Here is a 14,091-nt window from a genome sequence, read left to right as displayed (position 1 = left end):
GGGCTCAGTGCTTCCTAATGGACCGTCGCCCCGGCAAAGCAGCGATTCTGGCCCCCCGCCACAGCCCCGGCACAGGGTTTCCTGGCGCACCCGACACGATTCGAACGCGTGACCGACGCCTGAGAGAGGGCGACGCACCCTCCAACCGAGCCCTCCCAGCCCCCCAAGGCCGTTGCCGATGCCAGACCAATCGGCTAAATGAAGCCCCACTGCACCCGTAGCTCAGCTGGATAGAGCGTTGCCCTCCGAAGGCAAAGGTCACACGTTCGAATCGTGTCGGGTGCGCCAATAAAGTGCACCCCAATATCCTGTTCCCCGGGGTCACGCAGCGGAGTGATGAGTGACCCGGAATGGCTGAAGCTGATCTAGACGCCGTAATCCGGCAACTCGCCAAAGCACAGAACAAGAGCCTGATGGCCGCCGCCAAAAAGCGGCAGGGCCTGTTCATGGCCAAGGCCGCCTCGGCCAAGGACAAGGAAGCCAAGGCGCGGTTCAAGCTGCTCGCCCAGAGCGCGATGCTCCATGGCACGGCGGCAGCGAAGCGGCTGCAGAACTCCGCCGACAATGCCGCCGACAGCTACGCGCGGGCGGTCAAATACGCGGCGGAAGAAATCGCGGCGATGAACATGAAGCCCGCCAAAAAGGCTGAGAAGAAGGTCGAGAAGCAGCCTGCGAAAGCCGCGAAGAAGACCAAGAAGGCCGCCAGGAAAAAGGCCTGAACGCGGCTAGAGCCTTTTCCGTTCCGATGGAATCGGAACGGGGCTCTAGATTCTTGTTTTGACGCGTTTTCTTGACGCGAACCGGTCTCCACTTCGCTGGAAAACGCTCTAGCCGCGCAGCATTTCCTTCAGCTTCAGCACCGCGCTGTCAGGCGTGGTGACGACCGGGCGGCCTGAGGCTTTCGCGACCATCTCGGCGGCGGGCGCCATGCTGTATTGGGCCAGCGCGATCAGGTCGCAATCACGCAGGTCCTTGGACGCCTCCACCACCAGACGATCATGCGTGGCGCGATCGCCGCGGTCGAGGGCGGCCATGGCACCATCAGCCAGTTTCGGCACCAGCTCGATCGAAGCCGGAAATTCCCGCGGCATCGACACCAGCGTCGGCGGGAACGAGGACAGCAGACCGATTTTGCGGCCCCTGGTGACGGCCTGCTCGATCATCGCCTCGTTCGGCTTGAGCACCGGCATCGGTGCATGCGCGCGTGCCACCGCTTCGATGCACGGACCGAAGGCGGAACAGGTGAACAGGATCGCATCCGAACCAGTGCCCGCCGCGTAGCGCCCAAGTTGCAGGAAGCGCTCGGTCATGGCCTCGGTGAGTCCGCCATCGCGCGCCAGATCGGCCGACAGGCTGTCGTCCAGCAAGTTCATCAGCCGCGCGTCAGGCCAAAGTTTTGCAAACGAGGCCTCGATCGGCACAATCGAGTGTTTCAGGGCGTGGATGAGGGTAATGCGCATGCCGATCAGTGTGGCGGCGGCGCGATCGGTGTCAACCCGGTGCGCCGGCATTGTCCCCGCACCCGCCAGCACCGAGGCGAGAAGCGATTCACGCCGATTCGGCCTTGCCGGGCCCCCCGCCGAGCGGACCCGCAAGCTCATTGAACCTGTCGCGGACGGTCTCCGACCAAGAGGCTCGTTCAGAGATAATACGATGGCACTTGCCCAATCAATCGACGCCTGCATGACCTTCGCCGCTGGTATCCTTGCGGCCTATTATGGCTGGCGCCCGGTCCCGGCCGGCCCGAAGCATCTCGAATGGATCGCCTGGCAGGAGCGCTGGGGCATGCCCTGCCGCATCACCGGCATCTTCCTGATCGTCACATCGCTGATACAGATCCTGGCAAAAGCATCGTGATCGGCGCGGCGGTTCGGGGATTATTCATCGCAGCCACACTGGCGCTGACATGCGGCGCTTCAAACGCGGCACCGCTATCGCTGGATTTCGCCGGCAGCGCGTTGCAGCGGCTTCGCTCGGGCAACGCCGGCAGCGACCGGTTCGTCGAATATGGCCGGAACAACGATGGGGTTGCCGAAAGGCTGACGGTTCGCGCGATCTCGGACCCCGCGCCGTTCGAGGCGCAGGTCGGCAAACTCGTCAAATCGATCAAGGCCGACAATCCCAAAGCCAAGCTTCACATCCTGCAGAGACCGAACGCCAAGGACGTCATCATCTCCTATCTCGCCGACCGGGCGAATTCCAATGTCAGCCTCATGCTGTGGCGCGTGAGCGCCACCGACGCGAAGATCGTCGCGGCCATCTACCGGATGGATTTCGACATCGAGGACGAGGACGCCAAGGAGCGCGTGGTCAAGCATACCGCCGAGCGGGCGCTGGCAGCCTATGATTCTGCGAAGTTTCTCGATCTGGTTTCGAACACGGACTGACGGCGCCGGCACTTGCCGCCGCGGTCACACGTTTGAATCGTGTCGCGGACGCCGGCGCTGATCGCGTTGTGGCTGGGCGGCATCGCGATCCCTGCGGATACGATTTTTGAAGCGATGACCGACGACGATGAGAGCGCCTTGACGACGCCTGGCGCCATCGGCCGCCTGCGATACAGGCAAAGCCGTTTCGGCCGGCTGGTTATCCTGACTCACGGCTTCGAGCGCAGCGAGAAAGTCGCGGCCCGCGGGCGTGATTTGCCATCCGTCGTCGTCACGCAGCACATAGCCGGCGCCAAAGATATCGATCGCCGGAACGCGTCGGGCCAGGCGTTTGATGCGCGCGTCCCAGTCCGGGCCGCTGGCGGAGAGAATGATGATGTCTCGCTTGAGCGAAGCAAGCGTGGCCCGGCCGCTGCCGTGACTGGCCAGGACCTTCAGAATAGCAACCTGTATGCTCACGCCAACGCCTCGGACCGCGACGGTTCTTTTTGTTCTGTGCGATCGGGCGCGAAAGTATTTGGTTCCCGGGCCAGCCGTCCAGCCGGCGCGGCCAGTTATCCGCAGCCTTGAGAAGGGGCCTACGCATTGCTTTCGCAAGCAGCCGCCTCTGCAATTCCGCAGAGCGGCATGCGCGGGCTTTCACGCAGCCTCGCGCACGCCGACGCGGCGCTCGGGCCGCGCTGCTGACATCGATTCCTCCTCGCTGTCCTGCGGCGCGCCCCAGAATTGCGCCACCGTCGGTCCATTCTTCAACCTGACGTCGCGCAGAAATCCCCAAATCTCATGCGGCCAGACCCGGCGCCCCATCTGCGTGTACCAGCGCATCGCGTGCCGCAGGCCGGCGTCGCGATGAAACAGGACGCGCAGGATCGCCTTCGGGCGGCATTGCAGCACCATTTCGGTGAACTTGAACCAGAGCAGCACGCGCCACGGCGCCATATGGCGCGTCGCCAGCACCTGATGCTTGTAATCCCAGCGGCGGCGGTCGGTCTGGATCACGCGGCGATCGGCCGCGAGCCCGAAATACGGCGTCCAGCGGTGCGGCGTGACGTAGAGCATCTGGATCTGGTCGGGATCGTACGACAACAGCTGCCGCAACCCGCGCCAATGATCGCGATCGGTCTCCTCCTCGAAGCCGACCACCCATGTCGCCATCGACAGGATGCCGTGCTGGCGCATCAAGCGGATCGCTTCCCGGTCGGTGGTGGTGGTGGCACCCTTGCGGATCAGTTGGAGCGTCTTCTCGTCGGTGTTCTCCATGCCGAGAAGGAAGCGCTGCCAGCCTGCCTTCTTGTAGAGGTGCAGAATATCGGCGTCGCGAACGATGTCGTCGGCGCGGGTCGAGCCGACCAGGATCAGATCGACATTCTCCGCGATCAGCGCCTCGAGAAAGGCGCGCCAGGCCTTCTTCGATACCGTCGGATTCTCGTCGGCGAAGTTGATCACCTTGACGCCGTGCTCGCGATGCAAGCGGGCCAGCTCAGCTGCGAACCGGACAGGATCGCGGTGGCGCCAGCGGGTCCAGAAGCCGCGCTGGCCGCAATAATTGCACAGATGCGGACAGCCGCGCGAAAACTGCACCACCACGGCGCGCAGGCCGCCCCAGTAGCTGTAACGCGCGTGATCGATCAGTTCCCAGCCGACCCGGTAGGCATCGAGATCGCGGATCACGGGCGCGGGCTGAGTGGCCCTGACATCGTTGCCGTCGCGGAAGGCGATGCCCGCGACATTGCCGAGCTCGTGGCCATATTCGAGCGCGCGCATCAGTCGCCGTGCGGTTTCCTCGCCCTCGCCGCGCACGATCGCCGTGACATAGGGCTCCTCGCGCAGGACCTCGCGCCAATGATAGGTCGGGAACACGCCGCCATAGACGATCAGAACGTTGGGCATGGCGCGCACGATTGCCTGCGCGATCTCTGCAATGACGGGATGGCCCGAGGTCGAGCCGGAATGGCCGAACAGCACGGCGTCCGGCGCAAATGCCAGCGCCTCGGCTTTGATTGATCGTACCGGCATGGGCCCGAACTCGCCATCAAGCAGGCGAACCTCATGGCCGTCGTCGATCAGAGCGCCGCCGATCGACAGCAGGCCGAGCGGCGGCAAATGATCATCGGGGATCCGGCTGCCGATCGAAGGGTGTGGCACGTTGATGAGGAGAATGCGCATGGACGTCGCTCCGCTCTGTTGGCGTCATCGTTCGTCCCCGCATGTTGTGAAAGAGCCCGGCCCCCGGCCGGCGCCTGGTGAGGGATTAGAGCGTTTTCGAGCGAAGTGGATACCGGTTCGCGTGAAGAAAACGCGTCAAAACAAGAATCTAGAGGCTCGGTACCTCTTCCGGTGCGATCGCCTGCAGACCGCCGAAGCGGCGCTCGCGGCGATGGAACGCGCCGAGGGCTTCGGCAAGATCCTGCGCCTCGAATTCCGGCCACATCCGTTCGGTGAAGTGCAGCTCGGCGTAGGCGCCTTCCCAGAGCAGGAAGTCCGACAACCGCTTTTCTCCGCTGGTGCGGATGATGAGGTCGACGTCGCGAAGGTTTTTTTCGCCGGTGATGAGTTCGGCAAGCCTTTCGCGGGTGAGATCGACAATGCCGGCCGCACGCGTTGCGGCGTAGAGGATGGCGTCGCGGGCCGAGTAATCGATCGCGATGCGCAGATGCAGCGCATCGCCGGCGGCGGTGGCCGCTTCCGCGCGGGCGATGGCATGGGCGATGGCTTCGGGAATGCGATCGCGGCGTCCGATCACGGTGAGACGAACGCCGTTGCGGACCAGCGCCTCGACCTCATTGGCGAGATAGAATCGCAAGAGCGCCATCAGCGCAGAGACCTCGGTCTTCGGCCGACGCCAGTTATCGCTGGAGAAAGCATACAGCGTCAGCGCACCGACGCCCTGCCCTGGCGCCGCCTCGACCACGCGCCGGATCGCTTCGACGCCGGCCTCGTGGCCGCGCAACCGCGACATCCCGCGCCGCGTCGCCCATCGGCCATTGCCATCCATGATGATGCCGACATGCAGCCGCGCGTCGGGTGTGTCCTCAGGTTTGGGCGAGAGATTACTTTGCATCACAAAGTCTCCGATTAAAAAAGGGGATGGCGGTCAGACCGGCAGGATGCCGAGCCGGGCGATGGCGGTGTCTTCCTTGCCGGCGGCCTTGGCGGCGTCGCGCACCAGACGCTCCAGCACGGCGAGATAATCGAGGAAACGGCGGCGGCCGCTCTTGGTCAGGCGGCAGGTGGTGTGGGGACGGTTGCCTTCGTAACCCTTGGTGACCTCGACCAGGCCCGCCTCCTGCAGAACCTGCAGATGCCGGCTGAGATTGCCGTCGGTGAGGCCGCAGAGTTGCTTGAGGTCGGCGAAGGCCAATCCCTTGGGATGAGCCATCAGCGAGGTCAGGAGCCCGAGCCGCGCCTTCTCGTGGATCACGCGATCGAGCCCGTCATAGGAGAACGGCGCGTTGTTGGGTTCAGTCTTCGGCATCATTCTCTCCGGACGCAAAATGCAGCAGTGCGGCCATCAGGAGTTGCCCGACCGCGAATGGCACGCCCATCATCCAGGGCGACAGCAGATGGTTTTGGCTGGCGAGCAGGAGGACCGTAAAGCCCGACACGAAATACCAGGCACCACCGAAGGCGATGCTGCGCGGCAGTGTGCGCACCGAGGCGAACACGCCAAGGCTGACCAGCACCTGACACAGCCCCGGCAGGATCCACAGCGTTTCGGGCGCGAACTTCCACAGCATGATCCCCAGCAAAAGCGCGGCGACGCCGGGCGGGAGGAACTGCTCGAACGCCTGCTGGATCATGGCGTCGGCAAGACCGGAATGATGCCGGCGCGAGCGCGCCAGCATCTCGATCCAGATCAGCGTGCCGGAGAACAGCGCGGCAGCCGCCCAGCCGGCAAAAAACGTGACCGGTTGCCCGGTCGGATCGTTGAGCCAGAGGAATTGCAGGATCGCGGTGAGCAGAGCGATGCCGCCGGTGGCGGCAACCGTTGCCGGACCATAGCCGCGAAACGCGGTGCCGGCCGCGATCTGGCTGCGGATCGCCAGGATATCGGCCAGCGCCTTGTCAAGGTCGCGCATCGTTCACCCCACTTTGTATCGCAAAGTATATCGGATTACAAAGTAGATGCAAGGGGGATGCGCGAAGCCGCGATTGCGCGGTTACCTCAACAGCTTATCCACGCGTAAGCCGGCTTCGCTCAGACCTTCACCAGGCTCTTGAAGCCGCCATAGATCATCCGCTTGGGGTCAAACGGCATCGATTTAATATCGCCCAACGAGTTGAGCCTGGGATCCGCCATCACCTTGGCGTTGATCTTGTCACGCTGCGCACGTGACTTGTAGGTGATCCAGGCGAACACCACGGTCTCGCCCGGCTTCTGCTTGACGCTGCGTGGAAACGAGGTGAGCTTGCCGACCTTGACGTCGTCCGCAACCCATTCGCGGTAATCCAGCGCGCCGTATTCGCGCCAGATCTTGCCGGCCTTGGTGGACATCTTGCGATAGGCCGCGATGTTCTTCTTTGGAACTGCGACGATGAATCCGTCGACATAGGCCATGGGTCATTCCCTTTGCTTTTTCCGTCATTGTGAAGTGCGCGATGGACCATTCTTGGTTTCGTCATTCCGGGATGGTCCGAAGGACCAGACCCGGAATGACGAGATTCTGGGCTCGATGCTCCGCATCGCCCCGGAATGACAACTGAGATCGCTTAGGTTCGCAGTGACGTTTGCTGTTACGAGTGGCAGCAGGATGCCTGAACCGGCGCCGGTGTGTATTGGTCACGTAGCCGCACCCAGTCCATCGGGTATGGCAGATCCTCCTCGTGACGACCGAGCGGCGTCAGGTCGAGATAATGATAGGCGGCGTTCATCATGTCGAGGCCGCGCGCGAAGCAGGAATAGGTGTGGAAGACGTTCCCGGCTTCGTCGCGATAGAACACGCTGATGCCGGGGGCTTCTTCGGTGCCGAAGCGCGTGGTGCCGAAATTGTACCTGTTGTCGCCCGACTTGAGCGCCTCCGGTGTAAACGACACCTCATAATCGTAATTGAAATCGTTGTTCCCCGACGACAGCCAGTCGAAGGTCCAGCCCATCCGCGCCTTGAACGCGGCAAGCTTCTCGACCGGCGCACGCGAGATCGCGACCAGCGTGGTGTCGCGCGCGGCGAGATGCGGAATGATGCGCTCAAATCCATCAGCCCAGAACGAGCAGTGCTTGCAACCTTCGTTCCAGTCCGGCGCGAACATGAAATGCTGCACCACGAGCTGGCGGCGCCCCTTGAACAGGTCGGCCAGCGTCATCCGGCCGCCGGGTCCGTCGAACACATAATCCTTGTCGATCTTGACCCAGGGCAACGCGCGACGCTCCTCGCTCAGGCGCTCGCGGGCCTGGGTCAGCTTCTTCTCATGCGCAAGATGGGCTTTGCGCGCGGCGATCCACGCTTCGCGCGAGACGACGATATGCGGCTGCATGGGCGGCTCCTGTGTTGATGGTTCAGCTGACAAATTGTTCGAGCTTGCCGAGCAATTCGGTCCAGCCCTTCTCATGGCCGTCGCGCGCGGCCTCGTTGAAGAACTGCTCGTGGTGCAGCGTCAGCAGCGTGCCGGCGCCGTCCGGCTTCAACGTGATGGTGAGCTGCGATTCGCGCTCCGGTGTCGAATGCCAGGCCCAGCTCATCACCAGCAGCTCGTTCGGCACGATTTCGCGATAAACCCCGCCGGCCTGGAAATACTCGCCGTCGGTGGCATAGAAGCTGATTCGGTAGCGGCCGCCAACGCGCAGGTCGGTCTCCGCCTGCACCGAACCTTCCCTGACCTTCGAGGGCCCGAACCACGCCGCTAGTTTTTCCGGGTCGGTCCACGCGGCGTAGATTTTCGCCGGCGCCGCACCGATACGACGTTTGAGGGTGAGGCTTGGGCTGGTTGCGAGACCGGCGTCGCGGGCAGTATTTGACTGGGTGGCCATGGGTCTTCCTCCACAAAAGCTGCAAGTCGGTCGAGATTGTCGGACCAGAAGCGCTGGTAGCGGTTCAACCAGTCCATCGCCTGCTCCATAGGCTTGGCGGTCAATCGGCACGCCACGGTGCGGCCGGTCTTCTCGCGCGCGATCAGGCCGGCATCCGACAACACGTCGAGATGCTTCATGATCGCGGGCAGCGACATCGCATAGGGCTGCGCCAGTTCGCTTACGGAAAGGCTTTCGCGGTTGCCGAGCCGCGCCACCAGTGCGCGCCTCGTCGGATCGGCGAGCGCGGCGAAGGTACGATCCAGGACGCTTTCTTGATACTTAACCATATGGTTTAGTATATGCGCAAAAGATCGGGCGTCAAGCGCCTGCTGCTAATTTTCCCGATCAGTAATCCCGATAGACCCGGCCGCGCCGCGGCTGCTGGTTCAACGCCGCGCGCGGATTGACGTTGCAATAAACGCCGCGCCCGGAGGCCGAGGCCATGCACTGCTGATAGGTCTGGTAAGAACAGTCGCCGGGAATGCCGACGCCCCGGCCCTGAACGCAATAGGGATAATCGTAAGCGGCCGCCGGCGTCGGGCCAGCCATCGTGGCCGATCCAGCCGCCAGCAAAACCAACATTGCCAGTTTCGCATTGCGCATCTTCGAATCCTCCTGCGGTAATTATACCGCGTCGCCGGGTCGCCTCAGGTTCAAAACCTCGCGACCCGGAGAAGGTTCCGGAGAGAGGCTTTACTGCACTTTCTCGATATTGGCGCTGTCGATCACTTTCTTCCACTTCTCGGTTTCGGCTACGATCATCTTGCCGAAATCTTCGGGCGTGCCGATCAGCGGTTCGCCGCCGAGGTCGACCAGCTTCGCCTTGATCGCGGGCTCCGCCAGCACCGCATTCATTTCCTTGTTCAGCTTCTCGATAATTTCCTTTGGCGTGTTCTTCGGAGCACCCGCGCCGAACAGCGCGCTCGCCTCGTAACCCGGGATGGTGTCGGCGAGAACCGGCACGTCGGGCAGAAGTGAGGATCGTACCGTCGAGGTCACCGCCAGTGCCCGCAGCGAGCCGGCACGGATGTGCTGCAGGATCGAGGGCATGTTGTCGAAGATCACCTGAACCTGGCCGCCAAGCAGGTCGGTGATCGCGGGCGCCGCGCCCCGGTAGGGGACGTGCTGCATCTTGGCGGCCGACATCATCATGAACATTTCGCCGGACAGATGCACCGACGTGCCGTTGCCCGACGACGCCAGGTTCACCTTGCCCGGATTGGCCTTCACATAGGCGATGAACTCGGCAGCGGTCTTCGCCGGCACATTGTTGTTGACCGTCATCACGTTCGGCACGCGATTGAACGCCGCGACCGGCGCGATGTCGCGAACGACGTTGAATTTCAGGTTGGCGTACAGCGATGCGTTGATGTAGTTGGCGGGATTGACGAAGAGAAGCGTGTAGCCGTCCGGTTCGGCATTGATCACCGATTCGGTGGCGATGTTGTTTCCGGCGCCGGGCTTGTTTTCGATCACGAATTGCTGGCCAAGCCGCTCCGACAGCCGCTGGCCGAGCAGGCGCGCAATGATGTCGGTAGCGCCGCCGGGCGGATATCCGACCACCCATTTGACCGGCCGCGTCGGATAATCCGCCGCCGAGGCAGTGCCGATCGAAGCGGTCATCGAAAGGCCGATTGCCGTCAGGCAGATCGCGGTACGGCGTGAAATCATGAGTTATTCTCCCTGGGGGCCCGGGTTCACCCGGGCCGTTTCTATTGAACTGAGTAAGGGCCGCGTTGTAACAAACAAACATCCATGCGACCAGTGCGACGCAACGCCCACAGGCGCGACCAAAGGATTAGGCATGTCCGTCAAGGTGAATGCGCTCGATCATCTCGTGATCAATGTCTCCGACGTGGCGCGTTCCGCCGAGTGGTACCGGAACATCCTCGGCATGGAGATCAAGGTGTTCGATCCGGGCCCGGGCAAAACGCCGCGGACGTCGCTGGTGTTCGGGAACCAGAAGATCAACGTGCGGCCGCGCGATGCCGACAAGGTCGAGTGGTTCACCGCCGATCATGAAACCGCCGGCAGCGACGATCTGTGCTTCCTGACCGCGAGCACGCCGGACCAGGTGGTCGCGCACCTTGAGGCCAACGGCGTCGCAATCGAGGAAGGCCCGGTCGCCAAGCAGGGCGCGCGCGGCACGCTGCGTTCGGTCTATTGCCGCGATCCGGACGGGAGCTTGATCGAGATTTCGTCGTATGAGGATGGTGCGGCCTGAGGGCGCCCGGCCTCTCCCGTCATTGCGAGGAGCGCAGCGACGAAGCAATCCATACCTCCGCGAGGACAGCATGGATTGCTTCGCTTCGCTCGCAATGACGCGGAGATAGATTGCCCATCATTACGATTTGCCCGCCGCGCGATCCGGTGGCAGAACTACTCCCAAGCAATAACCAAGGCAGCGGTCGAAGCTGCACCGGGGAGGACATATGTCTATTTCACAGGCAGCGCCGGGAATTGTCGGACCATTCGCCGGCCTCGACGTGCCATGGCTGCTGCGGATGCGGGCCGAGAGCCGCCGCAACCATCCCTTCCTGATCTGGGCGCCGTTCGAGGCCCCGGCACGGAGCTGGTCCTACGGCGAATTTCATGAGCGCGTCGGCGCGCTCGCGGCAGGCCTCGTCAGGCGCGGCATCAAGCCCGGCGACTATGTGCTTGTTCATCTCGACAATTGCATCGAGGCCATGCTGGCCTGGTTTGCCTGTGTCGAGCTCGGCGCCATCGCCGTCACCACCAACACCCGTTCGGCCGCGGCCGAAATGGAGTATTTCGCCGGCCATTGCGGCGCGGTCGCCGCGATCACCCAACCTGCCTATGCCGAATTGATCTCGGCCCATTGCCGCGATCTGCGCTGGATCGCGGTGATCTCGCATGACGCCGGCGCCGCGCCTGCGCAGGGTGCCGCACGCGGCGACAGCTTCGAATCGTTGTTCGCCGACAGCACGGACCGGCCGCGCCGCGCCACCGACCCGTTCGCGCCCTGCAGCGTGCAATATACCTCCGGCACCACGTCGCGGCCGAAGGCGGTGCTGTGGACGCATGCCAACGCGCTGTGGGGCGGCAAGATCAACGCCGCCCATGAGGATTTGCATCAGGGCGACGTGCACCAGACCTATCTGCCGCTGTTTCATACCAACGCGCTGGCCTATTCGATGCTCGCAACGCTGTGGGTCGGCGCGTCCTGCGTGATCCAGCCGAGGTTTTCCGCGAGCCGGTTCTGGAACGTCGCGCTGGAACATGGCTGCACCTGGACCTCGACAATCCCGTTCTGCTTGAAGGCGCTGCTGGAGCACGAGATTCCGAAGCACCACAAATTCCGGCTCTGGGGCACGGCGGTGAACGATCCGCCGCCCTTCGCCGCCTTCGGCGTCAAGACCATCGGCTGGTGGGGCATGACCGAGACCATCACCCACGGCATCGTCGGCGAGGTCGATCAGCCCAACACGCCGATGTCGATCGGCCGCGCCGCGCCGGAATACGAGATCCGCATTACCGATGACGACGGCCGGCCGACCGAAGTCGGCGACACCGGCAATCTCCTGATCAAGGGCATTCCCGGCCTGTCGCTGTTTTCAGAGTATCTGCACAACGAAAAGGCCACGCGCGAGAGTTTTGACGAGCACGGCTATTTCATCACCGGCGATCGCGTCACGCTGCTGGACAACGGCTTCATCAAGTTCGGCGACCGCGCCAAGGACATGCTGAAGGTCGGCGGTGAGAACGTCGCGGCGTCCGAGATCGAACAGGTGGTCGCGCTGGTGCCCGGGGTGCGCGAGGCGGCGGTGGTGGCGAAAAAGCATCCGATGCTGGACGAGGTGCCGGTCGTGTTCATCATTCCGCTGGCGGGCGTCGCAGCAGCTCCAGCCGATCTGCAGGGCAACGTGATGGCGGCGTGTCGGAATTCACTTGCCGACTTCAAGGTGCCGCGCGAGATCATCTTCGTCGACGAGATGCCGCGCTCGACGCTGGAGAAGGTGGCGAAGGCGGAATTGCGGAAGTTGCTGGAGTGAGGTCCTCCGTCATTGCGAGGAGCGAAGCGACGAAGCAATCCATACTTCCTTCGCGGGACGATGGATTGCTTCGCTTCGCTCGCAATGACGAGGAGAGACTAGGGCCTAGCCATACCCGAACGCGATCGGGCGGAAGGCCTGCAGCAGGTGCTGATCGAGCTTGTCACCCATCTCTTCCATCACCCCGAACGCCTTGACGTGGGTGAACTGCAGCCGGTAGGCGCGCTTCTCGACCAGCGCGGCGTAGATGTCCACGATCGTGGTCAGGCGCACGATGTCGCTGATCTCCTTGCCGGAGAGGCCGTCGGGATAGCCGGTGCCGTCGAGGAATTCATGGTGGTGCAGCACCACATCGAGCATTTCCGGCGGAAAACCGCCTTGCGCCGCCAGCGCCTCATAGCCGCGCCGCGGATGCTGGCGCATCTCGTGCATTTCCTCCGGCGTCAGCGGATCCGGCTTGTCGAGGATCGCGACCGGGATGAACGCCTTGCCGACGTCGTGCAACAGCGCGGCGCGGGCGAGGCGGCGCTGGTCGTCCTCGCGCATGCCAAGGTGCTGCGCGAACGCGACCGCAAAGCCGGTCACGAACAGGCAGTGCCGATAGCTGTCGGTGTGGTGGCAGCCGACGGTCGTCAGCCATTCACGCAGCGAGGTGTGCTTGATGGCTTTCAGAATCTTGTTTTCGGCCTGCACGATGTCGCTGTATTTCAGCGGCTCGCCGGCCCGCATGCCGTTGAAAATCCTGACCATGACGCCATGCGCGGCTTCGACACCGCGGTTCAGCGCCTTGCCGCGGTCGGTCTCGTTGTATGAACTGTCGTCCGGAAAGGCGGCCCGGATGCGCTGCAGAATGCCCTGCGCGTCGAACGGGCGCGCGATGGTGTCGGTGGCGCCGAGCGCCCAGGCCTGCATCGACCCATGATGCAGCGCGTCCGCCAGCACGAACAGCCGCGGCATTTCGCGATAGGCTTCGGTGCGCAGCTTGTTGCGCACCATCTGCACGCTCTCGGCCGAGCGCAAATTGATGTCGACCACAATCCCGGAGAGATCGCGCGCCGGCGCGTCGGGAATATCCGTCGTGGCGATCATGTCCACTTGGCCGACCGACTGCAGAATGCCGGCCAGTTCGCTGCTTTGATCGCTCCGATCCGACGCCAGCAGCAGCCGGCGCTTGGACGGAGTCTTGTTGGTTAATGCTGTCATAGGACCCCAGGGCCTTGCGGTGATGACCGTCCGCCAAGCTACCGGATAAGGAGTTCCCTGTGGCTTAAGACGTATCGTGAATGTTGATTGATCGGGATCGATAGAATTTTAGGGATTCCGTTGTCGTCCCGGCGAAGGCCGGGACCCATAACCCGCGGCGATAATTATTCTTGCGCGCAGGTCGTTGTCTTCCTTCTTCAACCACGGGGGCCGCGGCGTATGGGTCCCGGCCTTCGCCGGGACGACCAACATTATTCTCGCGACGCATTGCGCCCGAGCTGTTGAAAATTCTTCGCCCTCGAAAACAGAGGGCGCAGGGAATGCCGGATGCGCGCTGCACCCGCGGTCTCGTGTGCGAATAGTGCAAACAAAGCTGCACACGAGCATACAGGGCAGCGGAGAGCATCCGACATTCCCTGCGCAATGGCTTTACGGCTTGCTTCGTGCTCTCCTCGGTCGGGCCGAGCTCGTTGTCACCGTC

18 protein-coding genes and 2 tRNA genes are annotated in these 14,091 nt (G+C 63.2%); 6 read left to right on the top strand and 14 right to left on the bottom strand.

Features of this window, described 5'->3' with window-relative positions; translation table 11 throughout:
- Positions 1-82 precede the first annotated feature (82 nt).
- Positions 83-152 (bottom strand) — tRNA-Glu (locus JQ567_RS11500).
- A 59-nt stretch (positions 153-211) separates the two neighbouring features.
- Here JQ567_RS11500 and JQ567_RS11495 point away from each other — a divergent pair.
- Positions 212-288, top strand: a tRNA-Arg gene (locus tag JQ567_RS11495).
- A 62-nt stretch (positions 289-350) separates the two neighbouring features.
- Positions 351-719 (top strand): hypothetical protein, encoded by a 369-nt coding sequence (locus JQ567_RS11490; protein WP_212438918.1) that lies wholly within the window; start codon positions 351-353, stop codon positions 717-719.
- Positions 720-827: 108 nt separating this feature from the next.
- Here JQ567_RS11490 and JQ567_RS11485 read toward each other — a convergent pair whose 3' ends face one another.
- Positions 828-1,460 (bottom strand): aspartate/glutamate racemase family protein, encoded by a 633-nt coding sequence (locus JQ567_RS11485; RefSeq protein WP_212439071.1) that lies wholly within the window; start codon positions 1,458-1,460, stop codon positions 828-830.
- 193 nt (positions 1,461-1,653) lie between these two features.
- On the opposite strand from JQ567_RS11485, the gene JQ567_RS11480 reads away from it, so the two are divergent.
- Positions 1,654-1,857 carry a hypothetical protein gene (locus JQ567_RS11480; protein WP_212438917.1) on the top strand — a complete coding sequence of 68 codons (204 nt, stop codon included), beginning with the start codon at positions 1,654-1,656 and terminating at the stop codon, positions 1,855-1,857.
- The gene (locus JQ567_RS11475) at positions 1,854-2,387 is read left to right on the top strand and encodes a hypothetical protein (protein ID WP_212438916.1); all 534 of its coding nucleotides are present in this window, start codon (positions 1,854-1,856) and stop codon (positions 2,385-2,387) included. Before JQ567_RS11480 ends, JQ567_RS11475 begins: the two co-directional genes overlap by 4 nt.
- Positions 2,388-2,411: 24 nt before the next feature.
- Here JQ567_RS11475 and JQ567_RS11470 read toward each other — a convergent pair whose 3' ends face one another.
- The 11 genes from JQ567_RS11470 to JQ567_RS11420 form a co-directional block, all read right to left on the bottom strand.
- Positions 2,412-2,846, bottom strand: a complete 435-nt coding sequence (locus tag JQ567_RS11470) for an aminoacyl-tRNA deacylase (RefSeq protein WP_312017383.1) — start codon at positions 2,844-2,846, stop codon at positions 2,412-2,414.
- A gap of 180 nt (positions 2,847-3,026) precedes the next feature.
- Positions 3,027-4,553 carry a magnesium-protoporphyrin IX monomethyl ester anaerobic oxidative cyclase gene (bchE, locus tag JQ567_RS11465; protein WP_212438915.1) on the bottom strand — a complete coding sequence of 509 codons (1,527 nt, stop codon included), beginning with the start codon at positions 4,551-4,553 and terminating at the stop codon, positions 3,027-3,029.
- A 148-nt stretch (positions 4,554-4,701) separates the two neighbouring features.
- On the bottom strand, positions 4,702-5,448 hold the full coding sequence (locus JQ567_RS11460; protein ID WP_212438914.1) for a di-trans,poly-cis-decaprenylcistransferase: 747 nt from the start codon (positions 5,446-5,448) through the stop codon (positions 4,702-4,704).
- A gap of 33 nt (positions 5,449-5,481) precedes the next feature.
- A complete protein-coding gene (locus tag JQ567_RS11455; RefSeq protein WP_409363595.1) occupies positions 5,482-5,865 on the bottom strand; it encodes a transcriptional regulator in 384 nt (127 codons plus the stop codon).
- Positions 5,849-6,466, bottom strand: coding sequence for a hypothetical protein (locus JQ567_RS11450; protein ID WP_212438913.1), 618 nt, complete (start codon positions 6,464-6,466; stop codon positions 5,849-5,851). The genes JQ567_RS11455 and JQ567_RS11450 overlap by 17 nt, the downstream gene beginning before the upstream one ends.
- A gap of 119 nt (positions 6,467-6,585) precedes the next feature.
- A complete protein-coding gene (locus JQ567_RS11445; RefSeq protein WP_212438912.1) occupies positions 6,586-6,945 on the bottom strand; it encodes a DUF1428 domain-containing protein in 360 nt (119 codons plus the stop codon).
- Positions 6,946-7,121: 176 nt separating this feature from the next.
- Entirely contained in the window at positions 7,122-7,859 is a 738-nt protein-coding gene (locus tag JQ567_RS11440) for a thioredoxin family protein (RefSeq protein ID WP_212438911.1), read from the bottom strand.
- Positions 7,860-7,881: 22 nt separating this feature from the next.
- The gene (locus tag JQ567_RS11435; protein ID WP_212439069.1) at positions 7,882-8,259 is read right to left on the bottom strand and encodes an SRPBCC domain-containing protein; all 378 of its coding nucleotides are present in this window, start codon (positions 8,257-8,259) and stop codon (positions 7,882-7,884) included.
- Positions 8,226-8,681: a helix-turn-helix transcriptional regulator gene (locus JQ567_RS11430; protein WP_212438910.1), complete on the bottom strand. Its 456-nt coding sequence runs from the start codon at positions 8,679-8,681 to the stop codon at positions 8,226-8,228. The genes JQ567_RS11435 and JQ567_RS11430 overlap by 34 nt, the downstream gene beginning before the upstream one ends.
- Positions 8,682-8,739: 58 nt before the next feature.
- Positions 8,740-8,997 carry a DUF3551 domain-containing protein gene (locus tag JQ567_RS11425; RefSeq protein WP_212438909.1) on the bottom strand — a complete coding sequence of 86 codons (258 nt, stop codon included), beginning with the start codon at positions 8,995-8,997 and terminating at the stop codon, positions 8,740-8,742.
- A gap of 90 nt (positions 8,998-9,087) precedes the next feature.
- Complete coding sequence (locus JQ567_RS11420; RefSeq protein ID WP_212438908.1) at positions 9,088-10,065, bottom strand: tripartite tricarboxylate transporter substrate binding protein; 978 nt, start codon at positions 10,063-10,065, stop codon at positions 9,088-9,090.
- Between the two features lie 133 nt (positions 10,066-10,198).
- On the opposite strand from JQ567_RS11420, the gene JQ567_RS11415 reads away from it, so the two are divergent.
- Complete coding sequence (locus JQ567_RS11415; protein ID WP_212438907.1) at positions 10,199-10,618, top strand: VOC family protein; 420 nt, start codon at positions 10,199-10,201, stop codon at positions 10,616-10,618.
- A gap of 208 nt (positions 10,619-10,826) precedes the next feature.
- Positions 10,827-12,407 (top strand): AMP-binding protein, encoded by a 1,581-nt coding sequence (locus tag JQ567_RS11410; protein ID WP_212438906.1) that lies wholly within the window; start codon positions 10,827-10,829, stop codon positions 12,405-12,407.
- A gap of 105 nt (positions 12,408-12,512) precedes the next feature.
- Here JQ567_RS11410 and JQ567_RS11405 read toward each other — a convergent pair whose 3' ends face one another.
- Positions 12,513-13,610, bottom strand: a complete 1,098-nt coding sequence (locus tag JQ567_RS11405) for an HD-GYP domain-containing protein (RefSeq protein ID WP_192736330.1) — start codon at positions 13,608-13,610, stop codon at positions 12,513-12,515.
- Positions 13,611-14,091: the final 481 nt, after the last annotated feature.

The organism is Bradyrhizobium sp. AUGA SZCCT0431 (assembly GCF_018131065.1).
Taxonomy (GTDB): domain Bacteria; phylum Pseudomonadota; class Alphaproteobacteria; order Rhizobiales; family Xanthobacteraceae; genus Bradyrhizobium.
The sequence above is the reverse complement of the archived record's forward strand: the minus strand, read 5'-3'. Positions and strand labels throughout refer to the sequence as shown.

What these genes read in the sequence shown, in the direction of transcription:
- JQ567_RS11430 (WP_212438910.1), bottom strand. Translation starts at nt 8,681, where the DNA reads ATGGTTAAGTATCAAGAAAGCGTCCTGGATCGTACCTTCGCCGCGCTC.
- bchE (WP_212438915.1), bottom strand. Translation starts at nt 4,553, where the DNA reads ATGCGCATTCTCCTCATCAACGTGCCACACCCTTCGATCGGCAGCCGG.
- JQ567_RS11405 (WP_192736330.1), bottom strand. Translation starts at nt 13,610, where the DNA reads ATGACAGCATTAACCAACAAGACTCCGTCCAAGCGCCGGCTGCTGCTG.
- JQ567_RS11425 (WP_212438909.1), bottom strand. Translation starts at nt 8,997, where the DNA reads ATGCGCAATGCGAAACTGGCAATGTTGGTTTTGCTGGCGGCTGGATCG.
- JQ567_RS11460 (WP_212438914.1), bottom strand. Translation starts at nt 5,448, where the DNA reads ATGCAAAGTAATCTCTCGCCCAAACCTGAGGACACACCCGACGCGCGG.
- JQ567_RS11440 (WP_212438911.1), bottom strand. Translation starts at nt 7,859, where the DNA reads ATGCAGCCGCATATCGTCGTCTCGCGCGAAGCGTGGATCGCCGCGCGC.
- JQ567_RS11420 (WP_212438908.1), bottom strand. Translation starts at nt 10,065, where the DNA reads ATGATTTCACGCCGTACCGCGATCTGCCTGACGGCAATCGGCCTTTCG.
- JQ567_RS11490 (WP_212438918.1), top strand. Translation starts at nt 351, where the DNA reads ATGGCTGAAGCTGATCTAGACGCCGTAATCCGGCAACTCGCCAAAGCA.
- JQ567_RS11445 (WP_212438912.1), bottom strand. Translation starts at nt 6,945, where the DNA reads ATGGCCTATGTCGACGGATTCATCGTCGCAGTTCCAAAGAAGAACATC.
- JQ567_RS11480 (WP_212438917.1), top strand. Translation starts at nt 1,654, where the DNA reads ATGGCACTTGCCCAATCAATCGACGCCTGCATGACCTTCGCCGCTGGT.
- JQ567_RS11415 (WP_212438907.1), top strand. Translation starts at nt 10,199, where the DNA reads ATGTCCGTCAAGGTGAATGCGCTCGATCATCTCGTGATCAATGTCTCC.
- JQ567_RS11485 (WP_212439071.1), bottom strand. Translation starts at nt 1,460, where the DNA reads ATGCGCATTACCCTCATCCACGCCCTGAAACACTCGATTGTGCCGATC.
- JQ567_RS11410 (WP_212438906.1), top strand. Translation starts at nt 10,827, where the DNA reads ATGTCTATTTCACAGGCAGCGCCGGGAATTGTCGGACCATTCGCCGGC.
- JQ567_RS11455 (WP_409363595.1), bottom strand. Translation starts at nt 5,865, where the DNA reads ATGATGCCGAAGACTGAACCCAACAACGCGCCGTTCTCCTATGACGGG.
- JQ567_RS11450 (WP_212438913.1), bottom strand. Translation starts at nt 6,466, where the DNA reads ATGCGCGACCTTGACAAGGCGCTGGCCGATATCCTGGCGATCCGCAGC.